28 protein-coding genes and 1 tRNA gene are annotated in these 26,445 nt (G+C 69.0%); 15 read left to right on the plus strand and 14 right to left on the minus strand.

Annotation, left to right across the window (positions count from 1 at the left end):
- Window positions 1–52: 52 nt before the first annotated feature.
- From BG28_RS00465 to BG28_RS00475, 4 genes are read right to left on the minus strand one after another with little or no spacing between them, the layout of a single operon-like run.
- A complete protein-coding gene (locus BG28_RS00465) occupies window positions 53–919 on the minus strand; it encodes a class I SAM-dependent methyltransferase (RefSeq protein WP_051500758.1) in 867 nt (288 codons plus the stop codon).
- On the minus strand, window positions 916–1,077 hold the full coding sequence (locus tag BG28_RS16585) for a hypothetical protein (protein ID WP_369797162.1): 162 nt from the start codon (window positions 1,075–1,077) through the stop codon (window positions 916–918). Before BG28_RS16585 ends, BG28_RS00465 begins: the two co-directional genes overlap by 4 nt.
- Entirely contained in the window at window positions 1,074–3,194 is a 2,121-nt protein-coding gene (locus BG28_RS00470) for a S9 family peptidase (protein WP_369797163.1), read from the minus strand. Before BG28_RS00470 ends, BG28_RS16585 begins: the two co-directional genes overlap by 4 nt.
- 57 nt (window positions 3,195–3,251) lie before the next feature.
- Window positions 3,252–3,959 (minus strand): response regulator transcription factor, encoded by a 708-nt coding sequence (locus tag BG28_RS00475; protein ID WP_051500759.1) that lies wholly within the window; start codon window positions 3,957–3,959, stop codon window positions 3,252–3,254.
- Between the two features lie 83 nt (window positions 3,960–4,042).
- On the opposite strand from BG28_RS00475, the gene BG28_RS14680 reads away from it, so the two are divergent.
- The 3 genes from BG28_RS14680 (at window position 4,043) to BG28_RS16595 (ending at window position 7,157) form a co-directional block, all read left to right on the plus strand.
- The gene (locus tag BG28_RS14680; protein ID WP_084479278.1) at window positions 4,043–5,968 is read left to right on the plus strand and encodes a sensor histidine kinase; all 1,926 of its coding nucleotides are present in this window, start codon (window positions 4,043–4,045) and stop codon (window positions 5,966–5,968) included.
- An 86-nt stretch (window positions 5,969–6,054) separates the two neighbouring features.
- Window positions 6,055–6,600, plus strand: a complete 546-nt coding sequence (locus BG28_RS16590) for a fatty acid desaturase (protein WP_369797164.1) — start codon at window positions 6,055–6,057, stop codon at window positions 6,598–6,600.
- On the plus strand, window positions 6,510–7,157 hold the full coding sequence (locus BG28_RS16595; protein WP_369797168.1) for a fatty acid desaturase: 648 nt from the start codon (window positions 6,510–6,512) through the stop codon (window positions 7,155–7,157). Before BG28_RS16590 ends, BG28_RS16595 begins: the two co-directional genes overlap by 91 nt.
- 120 nt (window positions 7,158–7,277) lie before the next feature.
- Here BG28_RS16595 and BG28_RS00490 read toward each other — a convergent pair whose 3' ends face one another.
- Window positions 7,278–8,195 carry a phosphatase PAP2 family protein gene (locus tag BG28_RS00490; RefSeq protein WP_084479279.1) on the minus strand — a complete coding sequence of 306 codons (918 nt, stop codon included), beginning with the start codon at window positions 8,193–8,195 and terminating at the stop codon, window positions 7,278–7,280.
- A gap of 164 nt (window positions 8,196–8,359) precedes the next feature.
- On the opposite strand from BG28_RS00490, the gene BG28_RS15230 reads away from it, so the two are divergent.
- Together BG28_RS15230 and BG28_RS13995 are read left to right on the plus strand one after the other, a co-directional pair.
- On the plus strand, window positions 8,360–8,710 hold the full coding sequence (locus tag BG28_RS15230) for a hypothetical protein (RefSeq protein WP_133726299.1): 351 nt from the start codon (window positions 8,360–8,362) through the stop codon (window positions 8,708–8,710).
- 292 nt (window positions 8,711–9,002) lie between these two features.
- The gene (locus tag BG28_RS13995) at window positions 9,003–9,758 is read left to right on the plus strand and encodes an MBL fold metallo-hydrolase (RefSeq protein WP_161634775.1); all 756 of its coding nucleotides are present in this window, start codon (window positions 9,003–9,005) and stop codon (window positions 9,756–9,758) included.
- A gap of 76 nt (window positions 9,759–9,834) precedes the next feature.
- On the opposite strand, the gene BG28_RS00500 is transcribed toward BG28_RS13995, so the two are convergent.
- Window positions 9,835–10,803, minus strand: a complete 969-nt coding sequence (locus BG28_RS00500; protein ID WP_051500761.1) for a phosphatase PAP2 family protein — start codon at window positions 10,801–10,803, stop codon at window positions 9,835–9,837.
- A 43-nt stretch (window positions 10,804–10,846) separates the two neighbouring features.
- On the opposite strand from BG28_RS00500, the gene BG28_RS00505 reads away from it, so the two are divergent.
- From BG28_RS00505 to BG28_RS00515, 3 genes are all read left to right on the plus strand, one after another.
- Window positions 10,847–11,932 carry an o-succinylbenzoate synthase gene (locus BG28_RS00505; RefSeq protein ID WP_051500762.1) on the plus strand — a complete coding sequence of 362 codons (1,086 nt, stop codon included), beginning with the start codon at window positions 10,847–10,849 and terminating at the stop codon, window positions 11,930–11,932.
- Window positions 11,929–12,714, plus strand: coding sequence for a thiamine pyrophosphate-binding protein (locus BG28_RS00510; RefSeq protein ID WP_051500763.1), 786 nt, complete (start codon window positions 11,929–11,931; stop codon window positions 12,712–12,714). The genes BG28_RS00505 and BG28_RS00510 overlap by 4 nt, the downstream gene beginning before the upstream one ends.
- Before the next feature lie 85 nt (window positions 12,715–12,799).
- The gene (locus BG28_RS00515) at window positions 12,800–13,978 is read left to right on the plus strand and encodes a thiamine pyrophosphate-dependent enzyme (protein WP_051500764.1); all 1,179 of its coding nucleotides are present in this window, start codon (window positions 12,800–12,802) and stop codon (window positions 13,976–13,978) included.
- A gap of 20 nt (window positions 13,979–13,998) precedes the next feature.
- Here BG28_RS00515 and BG28_RS00520 read toward each other — a convergent pair whose 3' ends face one another.
- Window positions 13,999–15,372, minus strand: a complete 1,374-nt coding sequence (locus BG28_RS00520; RefSeq protein WP_051500765.1) for an isochorismate synthase MenF — start codon at window positions 15,370–15,372, stop codon at window positions 13,999–14,001.
- 60 nt (window positions 15,373–15,432) lie between these two features.
- On the opposite strand from BG28_RS00520, the gene BG28_RS00525 reads away from it, so the two are divergent.
- On the plus strand, window positions 15,433–16,161 hold the full coding sequence (locus BG28_RS00525) for a demethylmenaquinone methyltransferase (protein ID WP_255342455.1): 729 nt from the start codon (window positions 15,433–15,435) through the stop codon (window positions 16,159–16,161).
- 21 nt (window positions 16,162–16,182) lie between these two features.
- Window positions 16,183–17,235 carry a polyprenyl synthetase family protein gene (locus BG28_RS00530; protein WP_036473188.1) on the plus strand — a complete coding sequence of 351 codons (1,053 nt, stop codon included), beginning with the start codon at window positions 16,183–16,185 and terminating at the stop codon, window positions 17,233–17,235.
- A gap of 28 nt (window positions 17,236–17,263) precedes the next feature.
- On the opposite strand, the gene BG28_RS00535 is transcribed toward BG28_RS00530, so the two are convergent.
- Window positions 17,264–17,773 (minus strand): HIT family protein, encoded by a 510-nt coding sequence (locus tag BG28_RS00535; protein WP_084479282.1) that lies wholly within the window; start codon window positions 17,771–17,773, stop codon window positions 17,264–17,266.
- Window positions 17,770–18,216: a hypothetical protein gene (locus BG28_RS00540; RefSeq protein ID WP_036473190.1), complete on the minus strand. Its 447-nt coding sequence runs from the start codon at window positions 18,214–18,216 to the stop codon at window positions 17,770–17,772. The genes BG28_RS00535 and BG28_RS00540 overlap by 4 nt, the downstream gene beginning before the upstream one ends.
- A gap of 99 nt (window positions 18,217–18,315) precedes the next feature.
- On the opposite strand from BG28_RS00540, the gene BG28_RS00545 reads away from it, so the two are divergent.
- The gene (locus BG28_RS00545; RefSeq protein WP_036473193.1) at window positions 18,316–19,755 is read left to right on the plus strand and encodes an FAD-dependent oxidoreductase; all 1,440 of its coding nucleotides are present in this window, start codon (window positions 18,316–18,318) and stop codon (window positions 19,753–19,755) included.
- Window positions 19,756–19,831: 76 nt separating this feature from the next.
- Here the strand turns inward: BG28_RS00545 and BG28_RS00550 are convergent, their stop codons facing one another.
- Window positions 19,832–20,713, minus strand: coding sequence for a M48 family metalloprotease (locus BG28_RS00550; RefSeq protein WP_036473194.1), 882 nt, complete (start codon window positions 20,711–20,713; stop codon window positions 19,832–19,834).
- Between the two features lie 275 nt (window positions 20,714–20,988).
- Here BG28_RS00550 and BG28_RS15960 point away from each other — a divergent pair, with 275 nt between their 5' ends.
- A complete protein-coding gene (locus BG28_RS15960) occupies window positions 20,989–21,246 on the plus strand; it encodes a hypothetical protein (RefSeq protein WP_235180897.1) in 258 nt (85 codons plus the stop codon).
- Window positions 21,246–22,223, plus strand: coding sequence for a Na/Pi symporter (locus BG28_RS00555; protein WP_235180898.1), 978 nt, complete (start codon window positions 21,246–21,248; stop codon window positions 22,221–22,223). The genes BG28_RS15960 and BG28_RS00555 overlap by 1 nt, the downstream gene beginning before the upstream one ends.
- A gap of 100 nt (window positions 22,224–22,323) precedes the next feature.
- Here BG28_RS00555 and BG28_RS00560 read toward each other — a convergent pair whose 3' ends face one another.
- Both BG28_RS00560 and BG28_RS00565 read right to left on the minus strand, forming a co-directional pair.
- Entirely contained in the window at window positions 22,324–22,812 is a 489-nt protein-coding gene (locus BG28_RS00560; protein ID WP_036473196.1) for a YajQ family cyclic di-GMP-binding protein, read from the minus strand.
- A gap of 206 nt (window positions 22,813–23,018) precedes the next feature.
- Window positions 23,019–24,386 carry a PLP-dependent aminotransferase family protein gene (locus tag BG28_RS00565; protein WP_051500766.1) on the minus strand — a complete coding sequence of 456 codons (1,368 nt, stop codon included), beginning with the start codon at window positions 24,384–24,386 and terminating at the stop codon, window positions 23,019–23,021.
- 207 nt (window positions 24,387–24,593) lie between these two features.
- Between BG28_RS00565 and BG28_RS00570 the strand changes: the two genes are divergently transcribed.
- Window positions 24,594–24,678, plus strand: a tRNA-Tyr gene (locus BG28_RS00570).
- 145 nt (window positions 24,679–24,823) lie between these two features.
- Window positions 24,824–25,210, plus strand: coding sequence for a thioredoxin (trxA, locus tag BG28_RS00575; protein WP_036473198.1), 387 nt, complete (start codon window positions 24,824–24,826; stop codon window positions 25,208–25,210).
- A gap of 61 nt (window positions 25,211–25,271) precedes the next feature.
- Here trxA and BG28_RS15965 read toward each other — a convergent pair whose 3' ends face one another.
- On the minus strand, window positions 25,272–25,427 hold the full coding sequence (locus BG28_RS15965; protein ID WP_235180899.1) for a hypothetical protein: 156 nt from the start codon (window positions 25,425–25,427) through the stop codon (window positions 25,272–25,274).
- 20 nt (window positions 25,428–25,447) lie between these two features.
- On the minus strand, window positions 25,448–26,353 hold the full coding sequence (locus BG28_RS14685; protein WP_051500767.1) for a hypothetical protein: 906 nt from the start codon (window positions 26,351–26,353) through the stop codon (window positions 25,448–25,450).
- Between the last annotated feature and the right edge of the window lie 92 nt (window positions 26,354–26,445).

Consider the following 26,445-nt stretch of genomic DNA (forward strand, 5'->3'; position numbering starts at 1 on the left):
CTGATCTAACCGATGAACAGGTCCTGTCGATCAACGAGTCTCGCCGTGGACCTCAGCTGGGCTTCTGGACCAAGAAGATCATCTCGGGGGAGTCCTCGGTGAGCTCCTCGCGGTCCCAGTCGCCCCAGATCTGCACCTCGCGGAACCCGGCGGCGCTCAGCGTCTCGCGCAGCACTGGAAGCGGCCGGTAGCGCAGCGTCTCCTCGGCGAGGATCTCGCGGGAATCCGGCAGGAGATTATGCGCTCGGGCGGTGATCAGCGCACCCTCGGCGGGGTCCTCGGTGACCCGCACGATCTCCATCCAGGAGGTGAACTCGCCACCGTCGGGGTGCGGCTGGGTCTCCCGAGTGGACTCCGGATCCCAGGCGTCGAGCTCCAGCGCCGCCGGATTGCGCACCTCGAAGGCCAGGTGGCCGCCGGGCTTCAGCGCCCGGAAGGCATGGCCCAGCACGGCCTCCCAGTCGGCGCGAGCCAGGAAGTACTGCGCCACATGGCCCTCCATCACGGCCAGGTCCGCCGCCTGCGAGGTCAGCTGATCGGCGAAGCCGTGGATCCAGCGCGGCTGCGGGTTCAGCGTCGCCGCGGTACCGGCGCCGCTCCGGGAGCGGGCGACGTCGATCATCGCCGCCGAAGGGTCCACCCCGGTGACCTCGATGCCGTGCTCGGCCAGCAGGATCCCGAAGACCCCGGTGCCGCAGCCGATGTCGGCCACATGCTCGGCGCCGAGCTCCTCGGCCAGCTCGAGGTAGAACTCGTGGTCCCAGCCGCCGGAGTTCTCCACGTCATAGATCGCCACCAGCTCCGGGTCGCTCACCCAGGCGAAGGCCGGATCGACCTCGGGGACTGAGCGCTGGCCGGGACCGACCGGGCTGTCCGGGCTGTCCGAATCGCTGGAGATCGGCGCATCGGCAGCACTCATCGGCGCGGCTCGCTGGCGCTGAGATCCTGACTGGCGCTGAGATCCTGACCGGCACCGAGGTGATGCGCGATGAACGCGTAGTCCCAGGCCCGTTCCTTCCAGGTCTCGTACCGACCCGAGGCGCCGCCGTGGCCGCCGTCCATCTCGATCTTCATCACCACCGGGCTTCGCCGCGCTGGGCCTCGCGCAGCACCTGCACCCATTTCGCGGGCTCCACGTAGAGCACCCGGGTGTCGTTGAGGCTGGTCACCGCCGCGATCGCCGGGTAAGCCACCTCTCGCACATTCTCGTACGGCGCGTAGGACTTCATATAGCGGTAGACCTCGGGGTCGGTGATCGGGTTGCCCCACTCCTCCCACTCCAGCGCCGAGAGCGGCAGCTCCGGGTCCAGGATGGTGGTCAGGTTGTCCACGAAGGGCACCTGGGCCAGGATCGCGACGTACTTCTCCGGGGCGAGGTTGGCCACCGCGCCCATCAGCAGCCCGCCCGCGGAGCCGCCGAGCGCCGCGACCCGCGCCGGATCCGCCCATCCGGTGCTGATCAGGTGATCGGTGGCGGCGATGAAGTCGGTGAAGGTGTTGGCCTTCTTCAGCTTCTTGCCGTCCTCGTACCAGCCGCGGCCCAGCTCGCCGCCGCCGCGGACATGCGCGATCGCGAAGACGATCCCGCGATCCAGCAGCGAGAGCCGCGGGATCCCGAAGCTGGGATCCATGCTCATCTCATAGGAGCCGTAGCCATAGACCAGTGCGGGGTTCGTGCCGTCGGCGGAGACGTCCCGGTGGTGCAGCACCGTGACCGGGATCTCGATGGCCGAGCCGTCCGCGCGGGTGTCCCCGCTGGGAGCCCAGATCCGGGTGGCGCGGTAGGCGTCGAGGTCCACGTCGTTGACCGGGGTCTCCCGGCGCAGCACCGGCTCCGCGGTGCGATGCTCGATGTCATAGATCCGGGTCGGGGTCAGCCAGGACTCATACGCCACCCGGAACAGCGGCGCCTCATACTCCGCGGCGATCACCGCGCAGGTGTAGAGCTCCTCGTCGAAGGCCGGGCCGGGCAGCGTAGAGGTGGGCACCGGTTCGGCCCCGGCGAGTGCCGCGCGCAGCGCATCCAGGGAAAGCAGCTGGATGGACTCGATGGTGTCCCGGCGGGCGGCGACGATGATCTGCGCGGCTGTGACGCTCACGCCTTCAAGCTTGACCGTCTCCTCGTGCGGCAGCACCGGCTTGCCCAGGTCCAGCGGCTGGTCACCGCGCGGGTCCTGAGCGGTCAGCGCCGCGGCGGTGGTCACCGCCAGGGCGTTGTTCGGCCCGGACTGGTTGTGCGTGATCAGCAGCAGCCGCTCGCCGTCGACCTCGATCGGGTCGATGCTGTGCAGCAGCCTCCGCTCGGCGCCGATCAGGAGCACCGGCTCGGCCTGCGGGTCGGTGACATCCAGCAGCCGGGACTCGTCGTACTCGGAGTTCCCGGAGATGATCACCAGTTCGCGCTTGTCCGCGGAGAGCCCGACGCCGGTCCAGAGCTGCTCGTCGCTGATCTCCAGGATCAGCCGGTCCTGCTCGGCCGCGGTGCCCAGGGTGTGCATGTAGAGCCGGTAGGGCCGCCAGGCCGCATCGGCCACCATGTAGTAGGCCCGGGTTCCGGTGGGCTCCAGCACGGGCCCGCCGTGGACGTTGCTGATCTCCTCGGGATGGTTCTCCCCGGTCCTCAGGTCGCGGAAGCGCACGGTGTAGTGCTCGTCCCCGGAGGTGTCCTCGGAGTAGGCAAGCAGGGTCCCCTCGGCGTTCAGCGACATCCCGCCGAGCTGGTAGAACGGATGCTTCGCGGCCTCGGCGTTGGTGTCGAAGAAGGTCTGCTCGCCCTCCAGGGCGACGCCGGCCTCGACCTGCGGCGGGGTCCAGGACCCGGGCTCGCCGTCGTGGCGCTCGGCTTCGGTCGCGATCGCACTTGAATCTGCTGCGGGGGCGGCGGGGACCCGGCAGTACACCGGGTGCTGCTCACCCTCGATGGTGCGGGTGAAGTACCACCAGTCGCCCCGGCGGGAGGGCACCGAGAGGTCGGTCTCCACGGTACGGTGTCTGATCTCGTTGAAGATGCTCTCGCGCAGCGGCTTCTGCGCCGCGGTCACCGCCTCGGCGTAGGCGTTCTCGGCGTGCAGATGCGCCAGGACCTCGGGGGAGTCCTTCTCCCGCAGCCATTCGTAGTGATCCACGAAGGTGTCCCCGTGGTGGGTGCGTTCGGTGGGGACCTTCTTGGCCTGCGGGGCGGTGGATTCAGACATGCGGCCATTCAACCAGACTGCCGGTGCCCGGCTCACGCCGCGCAGCGGGCCCCGGGCTCACTCCCCGGCGCGCACCAGCCCGCATTCATAGGCGTAGACCACCATCTGGGTCCGGTCCCGCAGTGCCAGCTTGGTCAGGATCCGTGACACGTGGGTCTTCACGGTCTGCTCGGCCAGGAACAGGTCGGCAGCGATCTCCGCGTTCGATCGTCCTCGGGCGACGGCGGTCATCACCTCCTGCTCCCGCTCGGTGAGTTCCCCCAGCAGCCGCGACGGCACCGGGGTCGCCGTCGGACGGGCCGCGTAGTCGGCGATCAGGGTGCGGGTGATCTTCGGCGAGAGCAGCGCGTCACCCTCGGCCACGACCCGGACCGCCTGGACCAGCTCCTCGGGGGTGGCGTCCTTGAGCAGGAAGCCGCTGGCCCCGGCGCGCAGCGCGTCGAAGACGTACTCGTCGGCGTCGAAGGTGGTCAGCATCAGGATCCGCGGCGGAGTCCCGTCCATGCCGAGGATCTGCCGGGTGGCCTCCAGACCGTTGACCTTGGGCATCCGGATGTCCATCAGCACGACGTCGGGGGTGGTGCTGCGCACCACCTCCTCGATGCCCTCTCCATCGGCGGCGGTGCCGGTCACCGTGATGTCCACCTGGGCGTCGAGCAGGGCGGCGAAGCCGGCGCGGATCATCGACTGGTCATCGACGATGAGCACCCGGATCGAGGCAGGGGGGAGCGGGGCCGAGGGGTCGGCGGAGTCGGCGGCGGGCATGGTTCAACGCTACCCCGGTACCGCGCTCGCCGATGCCTATGGTGTGATGAGGTCACCATGCCCTTCAGCCCAGGATCCTCCACGTGCACAGCCCTGCCCCTGAATCCCTGACCCGACGGCTCGTGCGCGACAGCGCCTACGTGCTCCCAGGGCTGCCGATCGCGCTCTTCGGGGCCAGCCTGCTGCTGAGCCTGCTGGCGGTCTCCATCGCGACCGCGCCGCTGTGGGTGGGGGCCCTGGTGCTGCCGCTGACCCTGGTCACCGCCTCGGAGTTCGCGGAGCTCTCCCGGCGTCGGCTGCGAATCTGGGGCGCGCTGCTCGATCCGGTCGGCTACCGTCCCCGGGACCCAGGTCTGGCCGGTCGGCTCCGACCGGTGGCGGACCCGCGCCGCTGGCTGGACCTGATCTTTGAGATGATCCTCGCGCTGCCGGTGCGGCTGGTGACCTTCGTGGTGGCGGCCCTGTGGATCCTGATGGGCCCGGTCGGTCTCACCTACTTCTTCTGGTCTCGATTCATCCCCGGTGAACGTGGCCTGATCCGCCTCCTGGAGCTCATCGCGCCGGCGCTGGTGCCGGCCAGCGGATTCTGGCAGTACGTGCTGGACTCCGGGGTGTTCTTCCTCCTCGGCGTGGTCTTCCTGGTCACCCTGCCTGCCGTGATGCGCGGTCTGGCCGCGCTGGACGCGCTGCTGGCCACGAGCCTGCTCGGCGCCGGCGGCCGGGGTCGGCTGATCCCGCTGGAGCACCCGCAGGCGCATCCGCTGGAGCGCACGCTCTCTCGGGTCGCCGGCGGACGACCGGGGGGCCAGGTCGAGGACTCCTCGGCCACCTTCAGCTCCGCCGCCTGGTCCTGGATCGGGATCTGCTTCGCCGCGGTGGTGCTCTTCGCGGTGGCCTGGCCGCTGACCACCACGGTCTATGGGATCCACCCGGCCCTGGGCCTGGTGCTGACCCTCGCGCACTGCCTGAGCCTTGTGCTCACGCTGAAGTTCCCCTGGGCCGGCATCGGCGCCTCGGTGCTGGTCTCAGCCGGGCTGATGGGCGCCACCGCGGAGGCCGGGGTCGGGATCTGGCCCTGGCCGGTCACCGCCATGCTCATCCAGTGCGGGGTCATCCTGGTCGCGGCGCTGCGCGAGCCCTGGTACTGCGCGGCCAGCGGCTGGGCCGCCAGTGCGCTGCTCACCTTCGCGGCCATCGTCATGGCGGCTCCGCAGCTGCCCGACGGCGCGGTGAGCACCGGCATCGTGTTCTCCTCGGTCGGGGTCGGCGTCGCAGTGCTCGGAAGCCTGACCCGGCAGTGGATCCGCGACGCCGACCGGCTCGAGGTCTCCGAACGCACCAGCGCGCAGCAGAGCCGACGACGTCGGGAGCTGGAGGAGCGCAACCGGATCGCCCGCGAGCTCCACGACGTGGTCGCCCACTCGATGTCGGTGATCAGCGTGCAGGCCGCGACCGCCCGCTACCGGCTCAGCTCCATCACGCCCGAGGCGCAGCAGGAGTTCGAAGAGATCGCCCGATCCTCCCGCCAAGCACTGGGCGAGATGCGGATGCTGCTGGGCACGCTGCGCAGCGAGGAGGAGCCCCCCACCGGACCGACCCCGGGCCTCGCCGAGATCTACTCCCTGGTCGAAGCCACCCGCGCTTCGGGCACCCCGATCCGGGTCACCGGGCTTGACGTCGTCGAGGCGTCCTCCGCGGTCGGCCTCGCCGCCTACCGGATGGTCCAGGAGGGACTGAGCAACGCGCTGCGTCATGCGCCCTCCTCCACGATCGAGGTCAGCGCCGAGCTGCTCGGGGAACGGTCCGAGGCTTCGAGCTCAGCAGACACCGAGCACCTGCTGATCCAGGTGCGCAACACCGCTCCGCCGCACCCGGTCTCAGTGCCCGCCCCGGGCGCCGGGCTGGGACTGGAGGGCATCCGGGAGCGGGTCAGCGCGGTCGGGGGGACCGTGGAGACCGGAGAGACCCCGGACGGCGGGTACTTCATCCGGGCCTCCTTCCCGCTGTGAACCCCGCCCACCCCCTACCCGGGTAGGGGGTCAGGTTGGCTCCGCCGGGTGACGCGGCGCAGATCTCAGCTCGATAACGTGGAACCATGACAATCACTGAGACACGGTCGGAGGCCGCCCAGGGCCGCGCCGAGCGAGTGCGCCCAGCCGGTAACAAACAGGTCAACGAATTCTTCGAGCTCGCCCAGCGGGTCAAGGACGAGGGCCTGATGGACCGCGGCGCCTCCAGCTACGTGCTCCGGGTGATCGTGCTGACCCTGGCCTTCGCCGGCGCCTTCGTGGCGATGTTCACCCTCGGTGACAGCCTCTGGCAGCTCGGCCTCGCCGCGCTCTTCGGGATCCTGTTCACCCAGGTCGCCTTCCTCTCCCACGACGGCGCCCACCAGCAGGTGTTCCGCACCGGCAAGCGCAACGAGTGGTTCGGCCGGGTCACCGGCAACCTCATCGTGGGTCTGTCCTACGGCTGGTGGACCAAGAAGCACGGCAAGCACCACGCCAACCCCAACACCATCGGCAAGGACGGCGACATCGCCCCCGGCGCCTGGTCTTCGTCGCCGAGGACGCTGCGCAGCGCACCGGCTTCATGGGTTGGCTCGCCCGCCGGCAGGGCTGGATGTTCTTCCCGCTGCTGACCCTCTTCGCGATCGCACTGCACTACAACGCGCTCAAGACCATCTTCACCGCCAAGAAGCTCAAGCGCCGCAAGACCGAGCTGGCCATGCTGGCCGTGCGCCTGATCGGCTTCCCGGTGCTGATCTTCCTGGCCATGAGCCCCGGCCTGGCGCTGGGCTTCCTGGCCATCCAGCTGCTGGTCTTCGGCGTCTACATGGGTGGCAGCTTCGCCCCGAACCACAAGGGCATGCCGATCATCCCCAAGGACTCCGACATGGACTTCCTGCGCCGCCAGGTGCTGACCTCACGCAACATCAAGGGCGGCCGGGCCATGGACGTCGCCATGGGCGGACTGAACCTGCAGATCGAGCACCACCTCTTCCCGCGGATGCCCAGCCCCAACCTGCACAAGGTGAAGCCGATCGTCGAGGAGTTCTGCGCCGAGAAGGGCATCAGCTACACCGCCACCGGGCTGATCACGTCCTACGGCATGGTCGTGACCTACCTGAACCGTGTGGGTCTGGGCTACGCCGATCCGATGGACTGCCCGATCATGAACCAGTACCGCGCCCGCTGACCCGCTCCGGGTCACGCCGAACCCGTGATCACGGGGCGCTGCGCCCCGCGATCTCCCGCCCGGTCCACTTCTTGTGGACCGGGCGGTTCTGCGCGCGGGACGTGCGGGTCAGCGCGGAGGTCAGCGCGCGCGGGAGGTGCGGGTCAGGTGTCGGGTCTCGCTGGAGAACAGCGGGATCAGGACCGCGCTGAGCAGGAACGCCGGGGCGGAGGACAATGCGGCCCCCGCCATGAACAGCCACGGGCTGGGTGAGGCTGTGGCCTCTGCCAGGCCATGGCGCGCCACCGGTCCCAGCAGCGCGGCGAGCCCGATCGCCGTGCCGATCACTCCGAGCGTCAGGCAAAGGCCCGCCTGTCGGCCTCCCGGGATTCCAGGCTCGGCCGGCAGCGGCGCGAGCTGCGGGTCGCTGGCCTCCACGTGGTGCACCACGGCGCCGCCGAGCAGCGTCCAGGCCGCCACCACCAGATAGGCCGCCAACATGTCGCTGGGCAGGTGCCAGCCCTCGATGTAGATATAGCCGCCCCACCCGGCCGCCCAGACTCCGGCCAGGACGCCCCAGAAGGCGCGGTCTCGGGGCCGGCAGATCAGGAACACCGCCGCTGCGGCACCTGCGGCCATGGTCGTATGACCGCTGGGCAGGGAGTTCATCGGCCATTCCTGGCTCAGACTCACCAGCGCAGGACGCGAGGACCAGACCAGCTTGATCAGCTGCGTAGTGATGTTGGACCCCAGCGCCACCGCGGCCCCGCAGAGCAGGACCAGCCACCGCTGGTGGGATCCGCGCTGATGACCCAGCGCCAGGCATGCCAGCGCCGGGGGCAGCAGGATCCACACGGTGGCCCAGGTCCTGTGCGTATTCAGCTCAGGCAGTGGGTTCCAGGTGCCTGCGGCGGTGCGCTGCATCATCTGGTCCAGCAGCTGGCCCGGCCCGGTGCGGACCGCGCCGAGGTAGAGCACCCCGAAGAGCACCACACACAGCAGAAACCCGGCCACCCACCGCTCGAGGTGGAAGGCCGGGTTTCTCTGGTGTTGGGGCATGCGGCCATTCTGCCGCACGGCTTCAGCGACGGGGAGCTTGGACTCCGGTTGTGTTTCGACAGCAACGACCTAGCCGGCATCATTTCAACCCGCGCGGAATTCAGTCGTGAATGATTACTTTCGTGCCCAATTAGCTATGTGAGCGAGAATCAGCGAAATCTGAGGTGAACACCTTGATCCCTATGAACGAAGCGTGCTACGAATTAGATATGAATAAAAAGTCTATATTAAAGAGAACAGTTGCTTCTATCGGCGTCATGGGTGTTGCAGCAGCGGGAGGTCTCCTCGGCGCCGCGCCCGCATCGGCGAGCGTGGCCCTGCCGGCATCTTCCGTAGGTTGCCAGTCAATCTCGAATCCGCCGATGAACTGTGAAGTGCGCGAAATCGACGAGCAGCAGGCACGGAAGCAGCTGCAGTGCTACTCCGCCACAGGGATAGGCACGGTGTTCGGCGGCCCCAAGGCTGGCATCGCGGCTGGTCTGACCTGCGCCTCGGGTCACCTCTTCAGCTACTGAAAGAGTGACAACTTTGGCCCGGCCGAATTAGGAATCAGCCTCCGTGACTACGTCTCCAGGTAGTTGTCAATCTGAATACGGCCCGCATCGATTCTCTACCGCGTGGGGTACCTGAATTTGTCTGCGATGTCGACGGCAGATGGCGTCAGATCGTGACAGTCTAGAGTCGCCATTGCGATTCCGGAATCCGCGGCGATTGACGCTGCCGGTCACGACGCCCCAAAGATCCTCCCAGGCTGTGTGCGGATGGTGAGGCAGAATGGGGGAAACTCCGGTTTCACAGAAGGTGATCATGATGGACCACGCTCCCGAATCCGCGCACTTCCGCCGCCTGGAGGACCACGTCTTCCTCGCCGAACGGGGCGGCCCCCCGCCGCTCAACGTCGGGCTGATCCTGGGGGAGGACGCCGCCGTCCTCATCGACCCGGGACCGGCCGGGGGCGACCATACGGCTCTGCTGGCCGCGGTGCGTGAGCTCAGCTCCGCGGAACTGATCGTGGTCAACACCCACGGCCACCCCGACCACGTCGGGGCCAATGACTTTCTGCGCCGTCAGGGCGTGCATCGGATCCTCGCCCATGCAGACGCCGGCGTGGAGACCGCGACCGATCTGGTCGCCGCCGAACCGGTGACGCTGCCCCTGGGCGGCGGCGTCGAGGTGGTCCTGGAGCACCTCGGTCGCGGCCACACCCAGGGCGACCTGGTGGTCGGGGTCCGTGCCGAGGGCTCCACCGGGGTCGTGTTCTGCGGTGACCTGGTCCGGGAGGGTGATGACCCGGAGTTCCACGACTCCTACCCCAAGGAATGGGTCCGCGCGCTCGGTCGGCTGTGGTCCATGGCCGGAAGCTACAGCCGCTTCGTCCCCGGCCACGGCCACGAGGTCGACGCCGACTTCATCGCCTCGATGCGCCGGCGGATGCAGCAGGGCTACAACGTCTCCTCCCAGGCCATCCGGGAGTCGGTCAATGACGCCACCAAGGCGATCCCGATCGTGCCCTATGGCCCCGGGGAGTCCCGCGAGCTGATCACCCGGCTGCGCGGCCGCTGAGCTGCGCGGGTGAGCCGCCGCAGCTGGGGGCGGCTCAGATGCAGCTGTGGGCGTCCCGGATGCGGGTCGGGACGACTCAGACCCGGTAGAGCTCGCTGAACTCCGGCGGGATCGGGTAGCGCACCGTCTCACCCTTGGGGGAGGGGACCGGTGCGCCGCGCTGGCGCCGGCCGGTCTCGGCGCCGAAGAGGTTGATCCCTGCGGCGGCCATCAGGAAGCCCGGGCCGATGGAGAAGAACAGCCCGGCGAACCAGTGCCAGAGGCTGGGCTCCTCTCCGGCCAGCGCGATCCCGCTCCAGCCGCCGGAGAAGAGGAAGCACAGGACCGCCACCACGGTCAGGGTCACCCCGAGGAACCAGGCGAGGCCGGCCAGCGGCGCGGTCTCAGGCTCGTAGTCCACCACCGCGGTGTTCCACTCGGGGCCGGTGCGCATGACCAGCCAGCCGCCGATCAGGGCCCAGACCGCCACCACCAGGTAGGCCGCGATCACGTCGGCCGGGCGGTGCCAGGTCTCGGTGAAGGTATAGGCCCCGACCAGTCCGGCGTAGAAGGCGGCCAGCACGGCGACGAAGGGACGCTGCCGCGGGGAGCTGACCAGGAAGACCGCCACGGCCATCGAGGCCGCCAGGGTGGTGTGTCCGGAGGGCAGCGAGTTCCCGGTCCAGTAGGGGACGCCGTTGTCGAGGTCGGGGCGCTCGAGCCAGAGCGTCTTGAGCACCTGGGTGGAGAGGTTCGCTCCCACCACGGTGCCTGCCGCGATCAGCGCGGCCAGGAAGCGCTGCCGGGCCAGCACGATCACCAGGAAGATCACCGCGGGCAGCGCGATGATCACCGGACTCAGCCACCAGAGGTCGAAGCCCCGTTCGGAGAGCGAGGTCACCCGCTCCGCCGCGGCGTCGAGCATCGCGTACTCCACCCACTGCCCGGAGTTGGAGCGGACGAAGTATTCATAGACCGCGATGAAGACCGCGCAGCAGAGCAGGATTCCGATGATCCACAGGCCTGTGCGCCGGGCCGGGGGACGAAGTGCGCGGGCAGCTGACATGTGCATCAGTATCGCAGGTTCACCCCTGCCTAGACTGAACGTCATGGACGATCACCCCGCGGGCCGCGCAGGCCGCAACCTCAGCTGGCAGCTCCCCGAGGTGGAGGAGATCCTGGTTCAGGCGCACGTGGTCTCGCTGCCGCTGCGGACCCGCTTCCGCGGACAGACCCGGCGGGAGGCGATGCTGTTCCGCGGGCCTCTCGGCTGGGGAGAGTTCTCGCCGTTCCCGGAGTACCAGGCGGGCGAGTCCGCACAGTGGCTGCGCGCCGGGATCGAGGCCGGCTGGCAGGGTTGGGGCGAGCCGCTGCGCCGGCACATCCCGATCAACGCCACCATGCCGGCGGTGCCCCCCGAGCAGGTGGAATCCGTGCTGACCCGTTTCGGCGCCGTGGACTCCATCCCCGCGGTCAAGATCAAGGTGGCCGAGCCCGGGCAGACCCTTGAGGACGACGTCGCCCGGTTCCGCGAAGTCCGCAGGCTGGTTCCTCATGCCGGGCTGCGCGCCGACGCCAACGGCGGCTGGAGCCTCGCCGAAGCGGTGCCTGCGCTGGAGCGCCTGGCCGAGGTCGCCGGCGGGAACTTCGAGTACGCCGAACAGCCGGTCGCCGGGGTCGAGCCGCTGGCGCAGCTCCGGGAGGCGCTCGCCGACGCCGGCGTCAGCTCCTCGGGGTCGCCGCTGCGGATCGCCGCAGATGAGGCGGTGCGTAAGGCCGAGGATCCGCTCCGGGTGGCCAGGCTCGGCGCAGCAGACCTGATCGTGGTCAAGGTCCCCCCGCTCGGCGGGGTGGAGCGTGCGCTGCAGATCGTGGAGCAGGCAGGCCTCGATGCGGTGGTCTCCTCGGCGCTGGACACCTCGGTGGGCCTGGCCGCCGGGCTCGCGCTGGCCGCACGGCTGCCGCACCTGCCCTACGCCTGCGGACTCGGCACCGCCGCATTATTCGAACACGACGTGCTGGAGGATCCGTTGATCCCGTCCGCCGGGCTGTTGGCGGTCCCCGGTGCGGTGGAGCCCTCGCCGGAGATGCTGCGGCGGCACCGGGTCAGTCCCGAGCGTGAGCAGTGGTGGATCGCCCGACTGCGCGCCGCCCACCAGGTGCTCGCCGCAGAGCTTCTAGGATTGAGGGCATGACCACACCCAGGCGCCCGTTCCGCGAGTTCGACGACGCCTATGACGTGGAGTCCCTGCGGCTGGCCCGGCGAGTGATCCGCGGGCTGACCATGACCATGCGGCATATCGTGCTGGCCCCGGGCTCGCGCTCGGCACCGATGGCCTATGCCCTGCGTGAGGCCGAGGAGCTCGGCGCGATCACCGTGCACGTGCGCATCGATGAGCGCTCCGCGGCGTTCACCGCGCTCGGGATCGCGATGGCCACGAAGTCCCCGGCCGGGGTCGTGACCACCTCCGGCACCGCGGCGGGGAACCTGCTTCCGGCGATGATGGAGGCGGACCTCTCCGGGATCCCGTTGGTGGCGATCACCGCGGACCGGCCCGAGGAGATGCACGGCACCGGGGCGAACCAGACCACCTGGCAGCAGGGAATGTTCGCCGGTCGGGTGCGCGATGAGATCCATCTGGAACAGGGCGAGGCACGGCTGGAGCCGGAGTCGCGCGATGACATGCTTGCCGCCGAGACTCAGGTGGGGCTGCTGCTGCGCGTCGCGACCGGGCCCGCCCCCGGTCCGGTGCACCTGAACATCGGCTTCCGCGACCCCCTGGTCCCCGCCGCCCCGGGGGAGGGGCAGCGAGCCGGCGCCCAGCGCTGGGCCCGCACCCCCCTTCGTCCCGCGCCGCCGAGTCACCGACTCCGCCGAGCAGCTGCGCGCCGAGATCATCGGCAGCGAGATCCTGGGCGGCCCCGCCGCGCAGGGCCCCTCTGTCGCGCAGGGGTCCTCCGCCGGGACGCCCGCTGAGTCCCCAGCCGGTTCTCCCACCGGTTCTCCCGCCGATTCCGAGGCGAGCTCCGAATCGGGCGCTGCGACCGAGTCCTCGGCGAAGATGGCGGGGGAGTCCTCGGCGGAATCCCCTGCGGAGTCTGCGGCGGAGTCTCCGGCAGAGGCGGCGGCACGGTTCGAGGCCGAGCTGGGCACCGCACGCACCGTCTTCGTCATGGGCGCCGATGCCCCCGCCGAGGCCCGCGAGCTGGCTCGACGGCTCGGGCACCCGCTGCTCGCCGAGCCCAGCAGCGATGCGCGCTGGAGCGATCTGGGCACCATCCAGGGATACCGGCTGATCCTGCAGGCACCGGAGGGTTCCCCCGCCAGCGTCCTGGCGGGCAGCGTCGAGCGCGTCGTCGTCGCCGGCCGGCCCACGCTGACCCGGCCGGTCCAGCAGCTGATCCACCGGCAGGACGTGGAGGCTGTGCAGTACGCCCCCGGGGGAGAGGCCTGGTTCGACCACCGACTCGACCGCCGGCAGATCCACGATGTCCTCGCCCTGGCGCAGTTCGCCGCGATGGCGCCTCCGGGCTGGCAGGACTCCTGGACCGAGCGCGGGCTCGCGGCTCAGCGACTCATCGATGCCGCGCTCACCGAGCAGGAGGCCCTGGCCCAGGGCGAGCTCTCCTCGGTGCGGGTCGCGCAGTACGTGGCGGAGACGGTCAAGACCCCGCTGCTGCTGGGCTCCTCCTCGGTGATCCGCGACGTGGACCTCGCCGCAGTGCTCAACCGCACCGTCCTGGGCACCCGCGACGACGCGCGTCGGGTCTACGCGATGCGCGGCCTGGCCGGCATCGACGGCAACCTCTCGGCCGCCTCGGGGGTCGCGCTGGCTCGCAGCACCCGGGTCACCGCGCTGGTGGGGGACCTGACCTTCCTGCATGACATCAACGCGCTGCTGATCCCGTCCACCGAGCGCGAGCCCGACCTGGACATTGTGGTGGTCAACGACTCCGGCGGGGCGATCTTCGACCAGCTCGAGCACGGCGCGGTCGGTCGCCGGGAGGGCCAGGCCGAGGCGGTGGAGCGGTTCTTCGGCACACCACAGACCGTGGACATCGAGGCGCTCGCCGATGCCTATGGCCACGACTACCACTTCGCCGAGGACCTCGACTCGCTCGGGGAGGGGCTCTCCGGACTCGAGGACCGGGTCGGCATCCGGATCATCGAGGTGCGCACCGATCGGAGCGTGCTGCGTGACTTCCACGCCAGACTCCGCGCCGCCGCCGCTGAGCTCTAGCCCTCAGCCTCGACGCCGGCTCAGGGCTGGCGAACGCCGAGGGCGCCGAGCATCGGGCGCATCTTTGCCCAGGTCTCGGCGAGCTCCTCCTCGGGAACGGACCCGGCCACGATCCCGCAGCCCGCGAAGAGCCGGATCGCGGTGCCCTGCTCCTCCAAGATCCCGCCGCGCAATGCGATGCCGAAGTCGGCGTCGCCGTTCGCGTCGATCCAGCCCACCGGCCCCGAGAACGCCCCGCGGTCCAGCTCCTCCAGGGTGGAGATCAGCTCGGCGGCAGTGGCCGTGGGGGTGCCGCAGATCGCGGCGGTGGGGTGGGCTCGCTCAGCCACCAGCAGCGCCGGGGTCTGCGCGGTGAGCTGGCCGGTCACATCGGTGGAGAGGTGGAAGACGTTGGGCAGCTGCAGCACCGACGGGGGGTCCTGAGCCTGCAGATGCTGCGCCACCGGGGCGAGCTGATCCAACAGCGACTGCGCCGCCAGCCGGTGCTCGTCGCGCTGCTTGGGGTCCTCCAGCAGCATCTCCCGCGCCTGCTCCAATCCGGCTCGACCGTCCACGGTGCCGGCCAGCACCCGTGCGGAGAGCTGGCGGCCGCGGATCTTCACCAGCATCTCCGGGGTCGCCCCCAGCACGTCCCCGGCGAGGTAGGTCCAACAGTCGGCATAGTCCGCGGCCAGCGCGGCCAGCACCGGACCAGGGGCCAGCGGGGCGTCGGCGGCGACGACGACGTCGCGGGCCAGCACCAGCTTCTCCAGCCGGCGGTGCCCGATCGCGTGGACCCCGGCACGGACCGCGCGCAGATAGTGCTGCTCCGAATGGGTGCCCTGGATCAGCGAGGTGGCCGCGCTGCCGCTGGACCGACCCGCTGCCGCCCCGCGCTGCGAGGGGACCAGGCTCAGTCGGCGGCCCTGAAGCTGCAGCGAATGTTTCGCTAAGAGACCCTGGACCCGACGCAGCGTCGCGTCGTCGTCGTCAGCCTCGAAGGTCTCATCCAGCGCCGAGGCCCGGAACACCGCGGTGATCCACGCGGTGCCCTCGAAGGCACCCAGGGTCAGCTCGGGCAGGATCAGGTGCGAGTCCGCGGCCGAGGCCGAGGAGTAGGTGATCGAGGTCAGCGCCACCGGGCCGGCGCCGGGGATCCTGCGCAGCTCCTGGGGAAGCCGGGAGGCCCGGGCCAGCGGCGCCAGATGCTGCTCATGCCACTCGGCCAGCTCGGCGAAGCGCTCAGCGCCCCGGGTGCGGACGTGCGCGGCGGTGCCCAGACCGATCAGTCCCTCGCCGCGCAGCAGCCAGACGCCGCTGGGATCCAGGTCCGGCAGCAGGTCAGCCAGCGTGGTTGACTCCGGAAGATCCACCACCAGCGTGGTGGCGTCGAGGGAACCGGGGAGCGCTGTCATGGCTGGACAAGTCTAGGACATGGCGGCGGGGGTGATCCGCGCATGTGGGAGAATGCCAAGGTGAATCGCCCCAGCACCGGAAGCCGCGCCAGCCTCGCGAAGAAGCCCGAGGACGTCGCCTCGATGTTCGACGAGGTCGCCGACCGTTATGACCTCACCAACGACGTGCTCTCGCTGGGCCAGACCAGGCGCTGGCGCAAGCAGCTCGTCACCGCGCTCGACGTCGCCCCAGGTGAGCGGGTCCTGGACCTCGCCGCGGGCACCGGAAGCTCCACCGAGCCCTTCCACGACGCCGGTGCTGAGGCAGTGGCCTGCGACTTCTCCTCAGGCATGCTTCAGGTGGGCAAGCGGCGCCGCCCGGACATGACGTTCATCGCCGGGGACGCGATGAACCTGCCCTTCGCCGACGACACCTTCGAGGCCGTCACGATCTCCTTCGGACTGCGTAACATCGTGGACCCGCTGGCCGGGCTGCGCGAGATGCTCCGGGTCACCGCGCCCGGTGGACGGCTCGCCGTGATGGAGTTCTCCGACCCGGTGAACAAGGTCTTCAACACCGTCTACAACGAGTACCTGATGCGCGCGCTGCCGCCGGCCGCCCGGGCGGTGTCTTCTAACCCCGAGGCCTACGTGTATCTGGCCGAGTCCATCCGCGCCTGGCCCGACCAGGACCACCTGGCCGCGGAGATCTCCGCGGCCGGATACGACTCGGTGCGGTACCGGAACCTCAGCGGTGGAATCGTCGCGATTCATCACGCCACCAAGCCCAGCGCCCTCCCCGCCTCCTGACCCTGGATAGGCTAGACACCGATGACTGAATCCGCAGCTGATCCCCTGACCACGAAGCTTCCGGCCGGGTTCGACGTGCTGGCCGACGACGTGGCGCTCGCCACCGAGGTCGCCGAGGCCCTGACCCAGGTGGAGGAGGAGCTCCTCGGCTCCCTGGCCAGCGCCGACGAGCTGGTCAACGCCTCCGCACGCTACCTCGCCCAGGCCGGCGGCAAGCGGGTCCGCCCGCTGCTCACGGTGCTGACCTCGATGCTCGGCAACGGAATCGATGACCGGGTGCGCCGGGCTGCCGCGGTCATGGAGATGACCCACCTGGCCACGCTGTATCACGACGATGTGATGGACTCCGCGCCGGTGCGCCGCGGGGCGCCCGCCGCCCACCAGGTGTGGGGCAACTCCGTCGCGATCCTCACCGGAGACCTGATCCTCGCTCGGGCCTCACGGCTGATGTCGGAGCTCGGCGTGGAGGCCTCGGAGATCCAGGCCCAGACCTTCGAGCGCCTGGTCATGGGGCAGCTGCACGAGACCGTGGGCCCGCGGGAGGATGAGGACGCCTACGCCCACTACCTGCGCGTGATCGGGGACAAGACCGGCTCGCTCGTCGCGGCGGCCTCCCGGCTCGGCGCGCACTTCGGGGGCTGCTCGGCGCAGACCATCGGGATGCTCCAGGAGTACGGCGAAGCGGTCGGGGTGGCCTTCCAGCTCGCCGATGACGTCATCGACCTCACCGCAGACGCCGAGTCCTCCGGGAAGACCCCGGGGACCGATCTGCGCGAGGGCGTGCCCACGCTGCCGCTGCTGCTTCTGCGCCAGCAGGCCCAGGACGCCTCCGCACCGCAGGACCAGCAGGCCGCGGCCGCGCTGCTGAGCATGATCGACGCCGACCTCAGTTCCGACGAGGCGCTGGCGCAGGCGGTGGCCGCCGTCGTCGCCCATCCGGTGACCGAGCAGTCCTGGCAGGTGGCGCACAGCTGGGCCGAGCGGGCCAAGCAGGCGATCGCCGAGCTCCCGGAGTCCACCGTGAAGTCGGCGCTGATCGCCTTCGCCGATGCGGTGGTCGAGCGCGAGGGCTGAGTTCAGCCGCTCGATCTCCCCGCGAGCCTCAGCTGCCGCCGGCCAGCACCTGTTGCAGTGCCGCGCGCAGCTCCAGCGCCTTCTCTGCGCGCACCGCGACCTCGACCGGGTGCCGGACCTGCCGGTAGAGCATGTCATCGGCGTAGCGCGGGAACACATGCAGGTGGTAGTGCCACACGTGCTGGTTCCCGGCCGGCTCGTTGTGCTGCCGCACCGAGGTGCCCTCCGGGTCCCAGGCCAGCTTCATCGCCTTGGAGACCTCGCGGGACATGATCGCGATCTTTCCCAGCAGCGCGTCGTCGAGGTCGTAGAGCGCCTCGCGGTGCTGCACCGGGGAGATCATCGCGTGACCCTCGTGCGGACCGAACCCGTCACAGGCCATGAAGACCATCAGGTCATCATCCTGATAGACCAGGTCGCTGAGCTCGCACCGGTTCGCGGGGTCCTCCACCTCGCCGCGGGCCAGCCCGCAGAAAGGGCAGCTATACCCCGGCGGGGCGTGAGAGCTCCACAGATCCGCCAGATCCGAGACGCTCACGGCGACTCCTCCTCGAAGGAGAACTCCAGCAGGTCGAAGATGAACTCGCTGACCGTCGCGCCCTCGTCGTTCCACATGCCGGAGTTGCTGCTGCGCCGCACGATCAGCGGGTCCGGGACATCCAGGGTGTCCACGTCGACGCCCCAGGCCCAGCGCTCCTCCTCATCTTCGAGGAAGAGCAGGTGTCCGTCCTCGACGACGAGCTCATCGGGGTCGAAGAAGAAGTGGTAGGCCTCCATGATCTCCTCGCAGCGGCCCAGCGCCAGGTAGAACTCCTCGAGCACCTGGGGCAGCCGTGGTCGCGCCTTGAGGTCGTCCGGCAGCTCGGAATCGGCGATCATCTGGCGCAGCTCTTCGACGGTGAGCCCCTCGGCGGGGGTCCACTTGGCGTCGAGATAGGCGGGCACCAGGGAGCGGAACTTGTCGAGGAACATATCAGGCATAGCCTCAGTCTAGAAGACCGGGAACAGAGTCATTCGCCGCCGACGTTCACCCCAATACGGCATACTGTGCTGAGTTAATCAATCAGAAGGAACCCACCCGTGTCCCAGAATTCCTCGCAGCGGCCAGCAGACCGGGCGATCCGAATCGCCGTCATCGGCGCCGGCCCCGCAGGCGTCTATGCCTCCGACATCCTGGCCAAGGCGCAGAAGAAGAGCGACTTTGAGTTCAGCATCGACCTCTACGACCGGTATCCCGCGCCGTTCGGGCTGATCCGTTACGGCGTCGCCCCTGATCATCCGCGGATCAAGGGCATCGTGAAGGCGCTGCACAAGGTGTTGGACCGCGGCGACATCCGGCTGATCGGCAACGTCGAGATCGGCAAGGACCTCACTCTGGAGGACCTGCGTCGGCACTACGACGCCGTGATCTTCGCCACCGGCGCGATCAAGGACGCCGAGCTGGACATCCCCGGCATCGAGCTGCAGGGCAGCTTCGGCGCCGCCGACTTCGTCTCCTGGTACGACGGCCACCCTGACTATCCCCGCGAGTGGCCGCTTACCGCGGAACGCGTGGCAGTGATCGGCAACGGCAACGTCGCTCTGGACGTGGCCCGGGTGCTCTCCAAGCACGCCGAGGACATGCTCACCACCGAGATCCCGGAGAACGTCTACAACGGGCTCAAGACCTCACCGGTCACCGATGTCCACGTCTTCGGACGGCGCGGCCCGGCCCAGGTGAAGTTCACCCCGCTGGAGCTGCGCGAACTCTCGCACAGCCGCGACGTCGACATCGTGCTCTACGAGGAGGACTTCGACTTCGACGCCGGCTCCGATGAGGCGATCAAGACCAACAACCAGGTCAAGACGATGGTCAACACCCTGGGCAACTGGCTGGTGGAGCAGGAGGAGCGCGAGGCCGAGGCCTCCCGCAAGCTTCACCTGCACTTCCTGCTGCAGCCGGAGAAGATCCTGGAAGGCACCGATGCCTCCGGTCAGGGCACCGGCGCCGTCGCGGGCATCCGCTTCGAGCGCATGGAGCTCGATGGCACCGGCAAGGTGCGCGGCACCGGCGAGTTCCAGGACTTCGACGTCCAGGCCGTCTACCGCGCGGTGGGCTACCTCGGCTCCGCGATCCCCGGGCTGCCCTTCGACGAGCGGCGCGGCGTGCTGGTCAACGAGGCCGGACGGGTCACCGAGCAGGACGGCGCCCACGTGAACGGCATCTACGCCACCGGATGGATCAAGCGCGGACCGGTCGGGCTGATCGGGCACACCAAGGGTGACGCCCTGGAGACCATCGGCTGCCTGCTCGAGGACCTGCACCACCTGCCGGTGGCCCCGGAGCCCGCCGAGGACGCGGTGATCGAGCTGCTGGAATCCCGCGAGGTGGAGTACACCACCTGGGACGGCTGGCAGAAGCTCGACGCCCACGAGGTCTCGTTGGGTGAGGCCTACGGTCCGCTGCCCGACGGCGGCGCCAGGGAACGGGTCAAGGTCGTTGAGCGCGAGGACATGATCCGGATCTCCCGGGAGGGCTGAGTCCCGCAGGGAACCCTCCTGACACAGCAATGCCCCCGAGCCGTCTGGCGCGGGGGCATTGCTGTGTCCGAGCGTCTCAGCTGGGGCTGTGCCCGGCCATCGCCTCGAGCCGGGCGATTCGCTCCGGCATCGGCGGATGGGTGCTGAAGAGCTTCTTCGCCCGAGCCCCGAAGGGATTGGCGATCATCATATGGGCGTGCGCGTCGTGCTTGGGGTCCTCCTTGAGCGGGTAGCGCGAGATGCCGCGCTCCAGCTTGTCCAGCGCCGAGGCCAGCGCCAGCGGGTCTCCGGTGAGTGCGGCGCCGTCGGCGTCGGCGTCGTACTCCCGGGTCCGGCTGACCGCCATCTGGATCAGGCTGGCCGCGATGGGCATCAGGAAGACCGCGACGATCGCGCCGACCAGCGCCAGCGGGTTGCCGCCCTGGTTGTTGCCCCGGCCGCCGCCGAAGAGCAGGAAGAACTGGCTGATCGTGGTGAGGAACCCGGCCACCGCCGCGGCCACCGAGGAGATCAGGATGTCGCGGTTGTACACGTGCATCAGCTCGTGGCCGGTGACCCCGCGCAGCTCACGCTCGTTGAGCAGGTTCAGGATGCCCTCGGTGAAGCAGACCACGCCGTTCTCCGGGTTGCGCCCGGTGGCGAAGGCATTCGGCGTGGGCGCCGGGGCGATGAAGATCCGCGGCGCGGGCTGCTGGGCGCGCTGCGCGAGCTCCTCGACCATCTGGTAAAGCTGGGGCGCCTGCTCCCGGGTCACCGGGTAGGCCTTCATCGCCTTCAGCGCGATCTTGTCCGAGTTCCAGTAGGAGTAGGCCACGGAGACCAGGCCGATCAGCCCGAAGACGAAGATCAGTCCGGGGGTCTGGGTGGCGTAGGCGATCACGGCGCCGACGAGCAGGAGCATCGCGAAGAGGAACGCGAGCAGACCTGCGGTGCGCAGCCGTCCGTGGTGCTGGTGCATTGACTCTCCTCAGAGGGGTTCAGGGGTGAAGCCGGCCCGCTTGTGACCAAGGACATTCTACTCTGGCCGGGTTTCGACGGATCGTTCACCTGCAGTTCACCTTCCCGTGTGACGCTCGTCAGGCACGCGGTGCACAGTGTTCTACGGCCCTTCATCCGGCAGTGGTAATCACCCCTGTGATGCACCTCGCGCCAGCTGCGCGGACCGGATCCAGGCAGTGCCAGCGCCACCACTTCAGCAGGCTCACCAACGCTCGTGTTCCAAGAGGAGATTGCATGTCCGCACCGTCGATCCAGGCCCCGCAGCGGGTCGCCGGCACCGTAGACGAAGCACCCGCCAAGCGACCCGTCAGCCCCTTCGAACGGTTCGGACTCTCCGGTCGCACCCTGGACGCCGTGAACTGGCTCTCCGTGGCTCTGGCCATCTACGTGCTGATCACGGCGGTCAACGTCATCGGCACCGGTTTCGGCATCGCCACCGGGGACCAGGCCGAGAGCCTCTTCGCCTTCGCGACCAACCCGATCATCGGCTGATGATCGGCATCGCGGCCACCGCGCTGACCCAGTCCTCCTCCACCACCACCTCGGTGACCGTGGGCCTGGTCGCCGGCGGGCTGCCGCTGGGGGTCGCGATCCCGATCATGCTCGGCGCCAACATCGGCACCACCCTGACCAATACGCTGGTCAGCCTGGGCATGGTGCGCGAGCAGGAGTCCTTCCGCCGCGGGTTCGCCGCCGCGACCGTGCATGACTTCTTCAACCTCATCGCCGTGGTGATCTTCCTGCCGCTGGAGATGATGTTCAGCCTGCTCGAGCGGCTCTCCACGTTCTTCGCCGGACTTGCCGTAGGGACCGACGGCGGCCCGGTCGCCTATGTGCTGGCGGGAGTGGGTTCCACCATCAAGGCCGGCACCAAGCCGCTGGCGAACCTGATCGAGGACACGCTGAGCTTCATCCCGGGCAGCTGGCACGGGGTGGCGATGATCGTCGTCGCCATCGTGCTGATCCTGCTGGTGATCAACTTCATCGGCAAGCTGCTCAAGGTGCTGCTGGTCGGCAAGGCCAAGCAGGTGCTGCATGCGGCCATCGGGCGCGGTCCGATCGCCGGCATCGGCTCCGGCGCGGCGGTCACCGTGATGGTGCAGTCCTCCTCGACCTCCACCGCACTGATCGTGCCGCTGGCCGGTTCAGGTGCCTTCACGCTCAAGCAGCTCTACCCCTTCACCCTGGGCGCCAACATCGGCACCACGGTCACCGCCCTGATCGCGGCCTTCGCCTTCGACGGTCCCGCCGGTGAGATCGCGCTGACCGCGGCGCTGGCCCACCTGTTCTTCAACGTGTTGGCCACCCTGCTCATCTTCTGCACCCCCTGGCTGCGGGACCTCCCGCCGCGCGGAGCCACCTGGCTCGCCGACCTGGCCGCCGAGAAGAAGGCCTTCGCCTTCGCCTGGGTCCTGGGCGTGTTCGTCGTGATCCCGCTGGCGCTGATCGGCCTGAGCATCATCTTCTGACCCGCGCTCCACGAACAAAGACCCCGCCAGTCGAGTTCTCTGGTCGATACGTATCGACCGGAGAACTCAACTGGCGGGGTCTTTGGTGTCTGGGGGAGGGTCAGCGCATGTTGACGAACTGCAGGTCGGCGTCCTCGAAGTTCTTCAACATCGCGATGACCTCCTGCAGGTCGTCGCGGGACTTCGATGTCACGCGCAGCTCGTCACCCTGAATCGTGGCCTTCACGGTCTTCGGGCCCTCGTCGCGGATCAGCTTGGTGATCTTCTTCGCCGTGGGCTGGTCGATGCCCTCCTTGATCTCGCCCTCGATCCGGAACTCCTTGCCCGAGGCGTAGGGCTCTCCGGAGTCGAAGGACTTCAGTGAGATGCCACGCTTGACCAGCTTGGAGCCGAAGACATCTTCCACTGCTTTGGCGCGCTCCTCGGAGTTGGCCTTGATCAGGAGCTTCTCCCCGGAGTAGTCGATCTCCGCGCCGGTGCCCTTGAAGTCATAGCGCTGGGCGATCTCCTTCTGCGCCTGGTTCAACGCATTGGCGACCTCCTGCTTGTCCACCTTCGAGACGACGTCGAACGTCGAGTCCTTAGCCATGAGTACCTCCTGATCGGCATGGATATGTGCCGCCGAGTCTAATCGTCATGGCCTGTCGAGTGGCGCGCTGAGCCCGCCCGCGGGAGCGTTCTGGCCCTGCGGCGTCTCCGGTGAGGTCCCATGCCGCCCAATCTGAATCCATGGGAGACGACTCCAGGGTCGACCCGGATGGGCCGACCCTGGAGTCGTGGATCACGCGAAGTTCCTCAGACGAAGGTGGAGTTCAGCCCATCCTCGGTGGCGCGGAGGATCAGCTGAGCCAGACCGTCGAGAAGCTCCTTGTCCTCGGGCAGCTGGGCGCAGGAGATCCGCAGCAGACCGGTGGGCTGTTCGGTCATGTGCGAGCTGCTGCCGACGTCGGTGATGACGCCCTGGGCGCTGAGCGTGAGCGCCGCGGTGCGCTCTTCGGGCACCTGGACCCAGATCGCCCAGCTCGCCGGGCCCGCGTGGGCGGTGAGGCCGACCTCGGCGAGGGCCTCCAGCGCCATCCGACGCCGGTTCGCGTAGCGGGTCCTGGCACTGTTGAGCCGGCGCCCGGCGCTTGGATCGCGCAGCAGGAAGGCCAGCGTGTTCTGCAGGATGCGGCTGTTTGAGCTGACCCCACCGGAACGCTCGGCGATCGCCCTGTTGATGAGCTGTTTGGGTCCGGACATCACAGCGGTGCGAAGGTCCATGCCGTAGGCGCGTTCGAAGCCGATGACGCGCAGGGTGCGTTCAGGCAGCAGGACGTCCAGTGAGTGCGCGAAGGGATCCACCTCGGCGAGCGGGCCCAGTGGGTCCTCCTCGATGATGACGGTCTCGGGGGAGGACTCCAGCACCCGCGCGAGCTCCTGGGTGCGCTCGGCGCTCAGCAGGTGGCGCGGCGAGAAGGCTCCGCCGGGGCTGTGCACGAACGCCACGGCGCCGGCGTCGAGGGCTCGCTGCAGCGCCTCGGGGACCGGGCCGTGCTCATCGACCGGGACCCCGATGGTGCGCAGCCCGAGGCTCTTGGGCACCGAGAGGTAACCGGGGGAGGCTGGTTCCTCCACTGCGATCAGGTCCCCGCCGCTGGTCACGGACTTGGTCGCGAGCCAGAGCCCCTCGGTGGCGGAGGAGATGGCGGCGAAGCTGCGTGTCTGGGTGCTCTCGGCCTGCTGGCCGAGCTTCTTCTCCACGGCGCGCTGCAGCTCGGGCAGGATATGTTCCCGGCTCCAGCTGTGCAGCTGTGGCTGCTTGAGGCTGCGCACCATGGCCTCCTCGAGGGAGGGCAGCAGCCGCGGGTCTGGGCTGCAGTGCAGCAGGTCGACGCCAGACCAGCTGCGGAAGTTGGGCCCGCCGACGTCGCCGGGCTCCACGATGCGGGTGCCGCCGCGGCGGCGAGTCTCCACCAGGTTGGACTCGCGCAGCAGGCTCCAGGCCTGGGCGATGGTGCCGACGCTGACTCCTATCTCCGTGGCGAGGTCGCGGACGGTGGGCAGACGCATACCGCCGCTGAGCGTGCCCGCGCTGATCAGCTCGCGCACCTGCTCGGCGAGGCCGCTGGGGCTGCGTTCGCTCAGGTGTCGTGCCAGTGTCTCGGCCTCGATATCGGCCACAGTGCTCCTTGAGGGTGGGTGCTGGGTAGGGGCATGCATCAGTGCGGAGGAACTGAACGGGACCGTCCCACACGCAAGCGTGGTTGAGGCCAACCTTACTCCTTGTTCAACAAACGGATTCGAAAATTTCCGGTGTTGTCGCTAAGGTAATGGGGTGCCTCATACGGGGCGCCGAAAACTCCTCCGGGAGCATTCGTGTGGTTGCACGGCAGATTACCCGAGCGGCCAAAGGGGGCTGACTGTAAATCAGCTGGCATCGCCTACGGGGGTTCGAATCCCTCATCTGCCACCACGTCGTTCTAGGGCGGTTCGGATCTCAAAGATCCGGACCGCCCTTTTTCGTGTGTCCGTGGCTGGTTCCGCTGGGCGCTTAAGTGGGCCCGGGCCATCGGGGGAGAGGCCGACAACGCGGCGCTCCTCGCGTAGGGTGGCGAGGCATGGCTACCACTGATCTGACCACAACAGACTTCCAGCAGACCCTCGAGGACAGCGACATCCTGCTCGTTGACTTCTGGGCCGACTGGTGCGGCCCCTGCAAGCAGTTCGCTCCGGTGTACTCCCAGGTCTCCGAGCAGCACCCCGATGTCACCTTCGGCAAGGTCGACACAGAGGCCGAGCGTGAGCTCGCCGCCGCTGCGAACATCACCTCGATCCCGACCCTGATGGCCTTCCGCGAGAAGGTCCTGGTCTTCTCCCAGCCCGGCGCGCTGAACGCCGAGCAGCTCACCGAGGTCATCACCGCGGTGAAGGACCTCGACATGGCCGAGGTGCATAAGCAGATCGCCGAGGACGCGGCCGAGCAGGACACCAAGCCCCAGGGCTGAGTCCGCCCGGGCCTGATCCCTGGGCCTGCTCATAAGCCCCGGCCCGCCCGGTCCCAGCCGCTCAGCGGCCCCGGTGATCGGCCGGGGTCAGCTTCGGCCCGTACTTCTGATCTCGGAAGCCCGAGAGCTTCAGCAGTCGGATGATGCGCTGTCGGTGCGGGGCATAGGGGCTCAGCAGACGCAGCATGCCCGCGTCGTCGGTGCGCGCACCGGTCATCGCGGCTCCGACGAAGTTGCTCAGGTGATAATCCCCGACGGAGGCAGATCTGCCGCTCCGTGCGAGCGTTGCAGCGCCTCGGCCACCGTCCACTCTCCGGTCCCTGGAATCGAGCGCAGTCGCAGACCCAGTTCGGCCACCGACTCCGTGTCCACGCCGGTGTCCGCGCTGAGCCTATGGATCGTGAGGGCGCGTTCAGCCAGCCGCTGGATGGTCTTGGACAAGGCCGGCTGGACCCAGAGCTGATGCCATTCCCAGGAGGGAATCCGGCGCAGCTGGGCCCCGGTCAGCGGCAGCCGCATCCACTCAGGAGTCGGTACCAGGGCCGAAGCCGGGGGCGCCTGCCCATGGCGGCGCAGCAGCTGGCGCCAGCCCGTGCGCGCCTGATCGTGGGTGACCTTCTGCTCGAAGGTGGCCGTCACCAGCTGGTCGAAGAGTCCTCCGGTGGCCGGCAGGCGCACTCCCGGATGCCGCCGTCGTACCCTGACCAGAGCGTTGGAGAGCTGATCGCCGAGGGCATCGAGCAGAAGCTCGGTCTCCAGCCAGCTGTCCTGGACCCCCAGGATCTGCGCTGCTCGCCGCGCGGCGAGATCGGCCACCACCTCGGCGGTGATGCCCGGACCAGCCGTGGCCACGCGCACCCGCACGGTGGCGGCGCGGATCTGGTCGAAGCGCAGAGTCGCAGCGCCGAGCTCCGTCCCGGTCGGATCATGGATCCGTTGGCACATCCATGCCCCGGCTCCGGGAGTTCCGCGAGGGCCCCCGGTCATCGACCTTGCGCCGGGGTCCACCCGGATGCTCGGGTCAGCGGCCCCGCGCTGCAGCACCGACAGCGTTCGGGGCAGGTCCACCGGGCCGCCGAAGTCCAGCAGCACCTCCTGCTGGTGCGCCCCCGTGCTCGCCCCGATGCTCGGTCCCGTGGTCATGCATCCACTGTGGCACAGGCCCAGGGACGGTGCAGCCGGGCGCAGATCAGCCGGGCGAAGTTTCGTCAGAAGACGGAATCTGACTGATCTGC

Source organism: Nesterenkonia sp. AN1 (assembly GCF_000582475.1).
Lineage (GTDB): Bacteria > Actinomycetota > Actinomycetes > Actinomycetales > Micrococcaceae > Nesterenkonia > Nesterenkonia aurantiaca.